We start from the raw sequence: 6,652 nt of genomic DNA on the forward strand, positions 1-6,652 counted from the left end.
ATGGCAAGCTCCCGGCAAGGCTTACAATGGCCGTTTTGCTGGTATTCCTATCCTCCGCGGATAATTCCTCGGGGTGGCTTTGTCCTTTCGCACCACAATAATAGCCCGATCCCGCTCTTCCATCAACGTATACAACCACACATCTTCCAGCACTCCACCCAATAGCTTAAGCGCATTTTGCGCCTGCTCAATTTCCTGCTGATAATTTCTCCCCTTCCAGAGCAACATGCGCCCCCCCGCCTTTAATAAAGGCAGTCCATACTCCAGCATCACATTGAGAGCAGCTACCGCCCGGCTGCTGCAAAGGCTGAAGCTGGCCCGCAGCCGGTTGTCTTGCCCCAGCTCTTCAACCCGGTTGCAAATTATTTCTATATTACTTAACCCCAGTTGCTCTTTTACTTCTTTGAGAAAACCGCTTTTTTTATGATTCGCTTCTACCAACGTAAATTGGGCCTGGGGGCAGGCCATAGCGAGGATTATGCCTGGAAAACCTGCCCCACTGCCAATATCCACCACTTTCGCACCATCCAGGTGCATAAAGTCCAGCAGTTTGAGGCTGTCCTCGATATGTTTCTCCAGTTCATAAGTAAAATTCTTACGGCTGATCAGATTTTGCCGCTGATTCTCCAAGGTTATCATCTCTTTATATCTATTTACATTATATTCCATATCAGTTTCTTATTTCCTTCTTTTTTTCTCCAGAAAAATTAATAATACATTTATATCAGCCGGATTGACCCCGGATACCCGTGAAGCCTGACCAATGGATTCCGGTCTTATCAGCTTAAGTTTCTGGCGGGCTTCATTGGAAAGACCAAAAATTTCATCATAATCTATATCGCCGGGGACTAGTTTTCCTTCCATTTTCTCGAATCGCCTGACCTGTTCTTCCTGCTTTCTAATGTAGCCCTCGTATTTTGATTGAATCTCCAGTTGTTCCAGAATATCCTCATCGTATTCTGCCAATAAGCCCAAGGCTATAAAGTCCTGTATACGTATCTCCGGACGCCGCAAAATTTCCCACAGGGAAAAACGGTCTTTCAGGGCGGCGCTGTTTTTGGAGCCTAAAAAGGAGCTCATTTCTTTGTCCGCCGGTGTATAGGTCCGCCCCTTAAGTACTTCTATCTGCTGTTCCAGGATATCTCTCTTGCCGCCGTAGATCCGCCAGCGTTCATCATTGACCAGACCAATCCTGCGTCCCTTTTCAGTAAGCCTCAAATCGGCATTGTCCTGGCGCAGCAGCAGGCGGTACTCGGCTCTGGAGGTTAGCAGACGGTAAGGCTCATCAATATCGCCGGTTATCAAATCATCAATAAGAACTCCTATATAGGCTTCACTTCGTTTTAATATCAGGGGTTCTTCTTCTTTTACTTTAAGGGCCGCATTAATGCCGGCTATCAGCCCTTGGGCCGCCGCCTCTTCATAGCCTGAAGTGCCGTTAATCTGCCCGGCGGTGAAGAGCCCCTCTACCTGCCGGGTCTCCAGGGTCGAACGCAGCTGGGCGGGGGGAAGATAATCGTATTCTATGGCATAACCGGTGCGGATTATGGCCACATTTTCCAGACCGGGAATGCTGCGCAGCACTTTTACCTGTACATCCTCCGGCAGGCTGGTATTAAGCCCCTGGATATACATTTCTTCAGTGTTGCGCCCTTCCGGTTCTATAAATAGCTGATGGGATTCTTTGTGGGCAAATCGAACCACCTTGTCCTCGAATGATGGACAGTAGCGCGGTCCCCTGCCCTTGATTATTCCGGTAAACATGGGGGCCCGATCGATATTATCCATGACTATTTGATGGGTAGCGGCAGTGCTGTGGGTAAGCCAACAGGAAAACTGCGGCCGTCTAAGCCGGGGACTCATATAGGAAAAGCGCAAAGGACGGTCATCGCCTGGCTGTTCAATCATCTTGCTGAAGTCCAGGGAGCGTTTATAGATACGGGGCGGAGTTCCGGTTTTAAAACGTCCTAGTTCCAGCCCCAGGTTTTTTAAGCTGGCAGATAATTTCACGGCTGGAAACTGGTTGCCGGGTCCTCCGTCATATATGACCTCGCCGATGATTATCCGTCCCCTTAAATAGGTTCCTGAGGTTATAACCACTGCCCGGCAGCTGAAACGGGCTCCGGTCTTGGTGACTACCGCGCTGACTCTGGACCCGCTGGTTTCAATATCTTCTATTTCCGCCATTATAATATGAAGATTCGGTTGGTTAAGCAGGGTTTTAAGCATTTCATCATGGTATTCATGCTTGTCCGCCTGGGCTCTCAATGCTTGCACTGCCGGACCCTTGCCGGTATTGATAAGTCTCATTTGAATGGCGGTCTTATCCACATTAAGGGCCATCTCACCTCCCAGGGCATCTATTTCCCTCACTACCTGCGCTTTGGCTGGCCCTCCCACCGAAGGGTTACAGGGCATGAGAGCAACATTTTCCATACTCAGGGTGACCATCAGGGTTTGACATCCCATACGGGCAGCAGCCAGGGCCGCTTCACATCCGGCATGTCCGCCCCCGACCACCACCACATCATAACTGCCTGCATTATAAATCATGCTTTCCTCCCGTTTGCTGCGACTACTTGCCTATACAAAAGTCAGTAAACATCCTATCTATAACTTCTTCTTTCAGATTTTTCCCGGTTATCTCCCCTAATGCCTCCAGAGCTCCCCAGATATCTACCCCCAGGCAATCGAGCGGCACCGCCTGCATTACCTGCAGAACGTCCTCCAAATGCTCCCTGGCTCTGATCAGGGCTTCGCGCTGCCGCAGATTTACCATTATCTCCAAATCATCCGAGTGCAGTTCTCCGCCTAGAGCCATTTCTTCAACCCGATCCTCCAACTCTTCTATCCCCTTATCTTCCCGGGCCGAAGCCCATACCACCCGGACTCCGGGGAAATAGTGACCAAGCTCATCCTCCGTAATATGCTTCTTTTCCAAATCTTCCTTATTGGCCAAAATAATCAGGTTGCGGTGCTTAATCTCTTTATAAATGGCTAAATCCTCGGCCGTAATACCAGTACCCAGATCGAGCAGGAAAATTACCAGATCGGCTTCCCGGATTACTTCCCGGGAGCGCTCTACCCCGATTTTTTCCACTATATCCTCCGTTGCTCGGATGCCGGCGGTATCTATAAGCCTTACTGGTATTCCCTTAATACTAAGCTGCTCTTCAATGACGTCGCGTGTAGTTCCCGGAATGCTGGTAACAATGGCCCGCTCTTTTTTCAGCAGTACATTTAACAGGCTCGACTTGCCGACATTGGGCTTTCCACAAATAGCTGCCGCGATACCTTTGCGATAGATGTCGGCCCGCTTCCCAGCCCGGATTAAGCGCTCTATTACCGCCAGTGACTCCAGGATTGTCGCCTCAGCTTTTTTATACTCCAGCTCGCCTACTTCATCCGGGAAATCAAGACTGGCTTCCACCATAGCGTTCAATTCCAGCAGACGGTCTTCCAGGGTATGGATATACTCGCTGTTGTGTCCGCTCAATTGTTTTACGGCAAGCTTCATGCTTTTTTCACTTTTGGCTCGGATGACCTCAATAACCGCTTCCGCCTGGCTGGCATCGAGGCGTCCATTTAAAAAGGCCCGGCGGGTAAATTCACCAGGTTCGGCAATTCTTATGCCCTGGCGCAAGACCGTTTCCAGGCACCGCCGGGCAGGTAGAACTCCACCATGACAATGGATTTCAAGCGTGTCTTCTCCGGTGTAACTGCGGGGGGCCCTCATCAAAGCTATTAACACCTCGTCCAGGTCTTCCCCGGTCTCGTCTTTTATCCATCCCAGGGTTAGGGAATAACCAGCTTTCTTGCTTATATCCACGCCGTCCTGATAGGGGCGAAAAATTTTACTCGCTTTTTCTATCACTTGGCCGCCGCTCAGCCTGATAATAGCAATGCCGCCCTCTCCCGGAGGAGTAGATATCGCAGCTATGTCATCATAAAACATATCTAATCCCTGCACCTGCTCTCCTAACTATTACAATTTACTTACCCCAAAATGATTATAATCTATCTTACCAAAATTGACCGTAATATACACAAGGCCTCTAACGCCTTATTGACACAAAAAAGCGTGTCAGGAGAACCTTTCCCTGACACGCTGACAAACCCTTTTTGTTATTCTACTTTTTTAACGAGATAACTACCTTTCGATTAGGTTCGTCCCCAAGAGAGTAAGTGGTAATCTGGGGATCACCCTGCAAAATGGTGTGAACTACTCTGCGCTCCTGGGAACTCATTGGCCTCATCACCACATTCCTCCTGGTTTTCTTCACCTTGTCAGAGAGCCTTAAGGCCAAGGCTTCCAATGATTCTTCCCGCTTCTTGCGGTAGTCCTCAACATCCAGAACTACTCTTACCTTTTCTTCCCGGTTTCTGTTAACTATTAGTCCCAGTATGAACTGTACAGCGTTAAGGGTCTCACCCTTGCGTCCAATAAGCAGTCCCATATCTTTGCCGGTAATATTTATTCTTACCTTACCTTCATCCCATTCAACATTATTTATCCGATATTCCAGTTTCATTTTGTTGAGAAGGTCTTCCAGCTCCCGACGAACGTCTTCTTCGGGCTTTTCCCGGCGGGAAACTTTTATAACTGCCGGTTTCTTAACCAGTCCCAGCAGCCCTTTGGTCGGCTCTTCAATAACCTCTATAACGACATCGTCAATTTCACAATTTAACTCATCCAGCGCAGCCTTGATGGCTTCGTCAACGCTTTTTCCCCTTTTTTCTATTGTCTGGACTTCCATTCTTTTTTCCTCCTTTGTCCCTCCCTGCTACCTTGTCCCCGGTGGAAGCCTTAGGTTTAACTGTTTCCACTGTTTTTCCTTCTGCCTCTACACTAAATTCCATCCTTGTTCCTGTCGCAAGCTTGGCCTTCTGGTGCGTATGGTTTACATATAATTGCTGCAATATCCCCAGAATATTAAAAGTTACCCAGTATAAGGGCAGGCCGGCCGGTAATGTGGCAGCTATCCAGGCCATAAAAAGTGGCATAAAGTACAGCATTGATTTTTGGGTGGGGTCTTTGGTGTCTACCATGGTAACTCTTTGTTGCAAATAGGTCGTGACTGCCGCCAGCACTGCCAGAATAAAGTAGGGATCTCTGGCGCCGATATTGGGTATCCATAAAAAACTGGCATGCTCGGCAACTTTGAAATTGAAATGCAACAATGACTGATAAAATGCAATGAATATTGGCATTTGCACAATTAAGGGCAAACATCCCCCAAACGGATTTACCCCATGCTCCTTGTACATTTCCATTACTTTGGCCTGCATGGTCTGGGGGTCGTCCTTATATTTTTCCTGCAGATATTTAAGCTTGGGTTGTATTTCCTGCATCCCACGCATGGATTTCAGCTGTTTCTGGGTTATAGGAAAAAGCACCAGCTTAATGGCTATAGTCATAAATATTATGGCCAGTCCATAATTGGCCACACCCAGGCTTTCCGTTAACCCGTACATGAATTGAATTACATCAGCGAACCACTGTACAAACGACTGCCACAAAATCTACTCCTGCTTGGTCATTGCTGACCCCGCAGAGTTCACCTCCTTAGCGTTTTACGCGAAGCATAAAATACCCTGCCCTCGTGTCTTCCTAACTAACCGCTAACCAAATTACATGCATTCGTCTTGGCAAATGCTGCCAATAGGTTTGTCCTGACGGTGATATGACTTCAGGGCACCGGATCATATCCCCCGGCGTTATAAGGATGACACCTTAATATTCTTTTTGCAGCCAACCATCCCCCTTTGAGCGCGCCATATTTTTCAATGGCTTCAATGGAATAGCTTGAACAGGAAGGATAAAAACGGCAGGAAGCAGGCTTAAAAAAGGTTGTTTTTTGATATATTTTTATAAAAAAAATCATTAGCTTTTTTAACATAGGCCAGCCTTCTTCATAACCGTGTAGAAATCTTTTTCTAACCTATTATAATCAGCCCTTGCCATGCTCTGCCGGGCAATTATTACGATATCATAACCCTGTTGCAATTGCTCCGAGCTTCCGCCGGCTATAGCTCGTATGCGCCGCCGCGCCCGGTTTCTCATAACTGCATTGCCTAACTTCTTGCTGGCAACAATCCCGAAGCGGTTTATTGACAGGCTGTTTATCAGAACGTATGCAATTAAATACTTTCCTGGAATTTTAAGGCCGCCCTTGTATGTATTATTGTATTCTTTGCTTTTGCTTATACGGAACAGCTTTTTAAGCATACCCGGCCTCTTTCCCAAGGTAAAATAAAAGGTCGCCAAAACGACCTATGCAGATAGTTTCTTTCTCCCCTTTTTCCTTCTGGCAGCCAGTACTTTTCTGCCGCTAGCTGTGGACATCCGCTTTCTAAAACCGTGCTCTTTTTTTCTCTGCCGGTTTTTGGGTTGAAATGTTCTTTTCATTATTAATAAAAGCCTCCTCTATTTTTCCAACACTTTATAATTATATTGATTCTATGCCCTTAATGTCAAGATTTCGTCGCATTGTAAATACTTCTAAAATCTTTATCAATCTGCTATGATTATACTATATTTTCGTTCATAACCCTAAGCCCTAGGCTAATATTTCTTATATCTTCGGCTTTATCCACAATATCTGTTTTTTCAACAGTTCTTTTTTCCACAAATGCACAGGAGGAATAATCA

Annotated in this window: 8 protein-coding genes; all 8 read right to left on the bottom strand. The window is 46.9% G+C overall.

The features are described 5' to 3' along the window. Window positions 1-21 precede the first annotated feature (21 nt). Window positions 22-669: a 16S rRNA (guanine(527)-N(7))-methyltransferase RsmG gene (gene rsmG / locus ACU70B_RS15025; RefSeq protein WP_447184321.1), complete on the bottom strand. Its 648-nt coding sequence runs from the start codon at window positions 667-669 to the stop codon at window positions 22-24. A gap of 9 nt (window positions 670-678) precedes the next feature. Next, window positions 679-2,553 (bottom strand): tRNA uridine-5-carboxymethylaminomethyl(34) synthesis enzyme MnmG, encoded by a 1,875-nt coding sequence (mnmG, locus tag ACU70B_RS15030; RefSeq protein WP_447184322.1) that lies wholly within the window; start codon window positions 2,551-2,553, stop codon window positions 679-681. A gap of 22 nt (window positions 2,554-2,575) precedes the next feature. After that, entirely contained in the window at window positions 2,576-3,970 is a 1,395-nt protein-coding gene (mnmE, locus tag ACU70B_RS15035; RefSeq protein WP_447184323.1) for a tRNA uridine-5-carboxymethylaminomethyl(34) synthesis GTPase MnmE, read from the bottom strand. Between the two features lie 160 nt (window positions 3,971-4,130). Beyond that, window positions 4,131-4,757 carry an RNA-binding cell elongation regulator Jag/EloR gene (gene jag, locus ACU70B_RS15040; protein ID WP_447184324.1) on the bottom strand — a complete coding sequence of 209 codons (627 nt, stop codon included), beginning with the start codon at window positions 4,755-4,757 and terminating at the stop codon, window positions 4,131-4,133. Further along, the gene (locus tag ACU70B_RS15045; RefSeq protein WP_447184325.1) at window positions 4,717-5,520 is read right to left on the bottom strand and encodes a YidC/Oxa1 family membrane protein insertase; all 804 of its coding nucleotides are present in this window, start codon (window positions 5,518-5,520) and stop codon (window positions 4,717-4,719) included. The genes jag and ACU70B_RS15045 overlap by 41 nt, the downstream gene beginning before the upstream one ends. A 170-nt stretch (window positions 5,521-5,690) precedes the next feature. After that, entirely contained in the window at window positions 5,691-5,900 is a 210-nt protein-coding gene (gene yidD, locus ACU70B_RS15050; RefSeq protein ID WP_447184326.1) for a membrane protein insertion efficiency factor YidD, read from the bottom strand. Continuing rightward, window positions 5,894-6,229 carry a ribonuclease P protein component gene (gene rnpA / locus ACU70B_RS15055; RefSeq protein ID WP_447184327.1) on the bottom strand — a complete coding sequence of 112 codons (336 nt, stop codon included), beginning with the start codon at window positions 6,227-6,229 and terminating at the stop codon, window positions 5,894-5,896. Before rnpA ends, yidD begins: the two co-directional genes overlap by 7 nt. A gap of 45 nt (window positions 6,230-6,274) precedes the next feature. Continuing rightward, window positions 6,275-6,409 carry a 50S ribosomal protein L34 gene (gene rpmH / locus ACU70B_RS15060; RefSeq protein ID WP_447184328.1) on the bottom strand — a complete coding sequence of 45 codons (135 nt, stop codon included), beginning with the start codon at window positions 6,407-6,409 and terminating at the stop codon, window positions 6,275-6,277. Window positions 6,410-6,652 lie beyond the last annotated feature (243 nt).

Source organism: Syntrophomonas curvata (assembly GCF_052976825.1).

Bases quoted from the DNA above. Each gene is read 5' to 3' on its own strand.
- rsmG (WP_447184321.1), bottom strand. From the start codon at position 669: ATGGAATATAATGTAAATAGATATAAAGAGATGATAACCTTGGAGAAT.
- mnmG (WP_447184322.1), bottom strand. From the start codon at position 2,553: ATGATTTATAATGCAGGCAGTTATGATGTGGTGGTGGTCGGGGGCGGA.
- jag (WP_447184324.1), bottom strand. From the start codon at position 4,757: ATGGAAGTCCAGACAATAGAAAAAAGGGGAAAAAGCGTTGACGAAGCC.
- yidD (WP_447184326.1), bottom strand. From the start codon at position 5,900: ATGTTAAAAAAGCTAATGATTTTTTTTATAAAAATATATCAAAAAACA.
- rnpA (WP_447184327.1), bottom strand. From the start codon at position 6,229: ATGCTTAAAAAGCTGTTCCGTATAAGCAAAAGCAAAGAATACAATAAT.
- rpmH (WP_447184328.1), bottom strand. From the start codon at position 6,409: ATGAAAAGAACATTTCAACCCAAAAACCGGCAGAGAAAAAAAGAGCAC.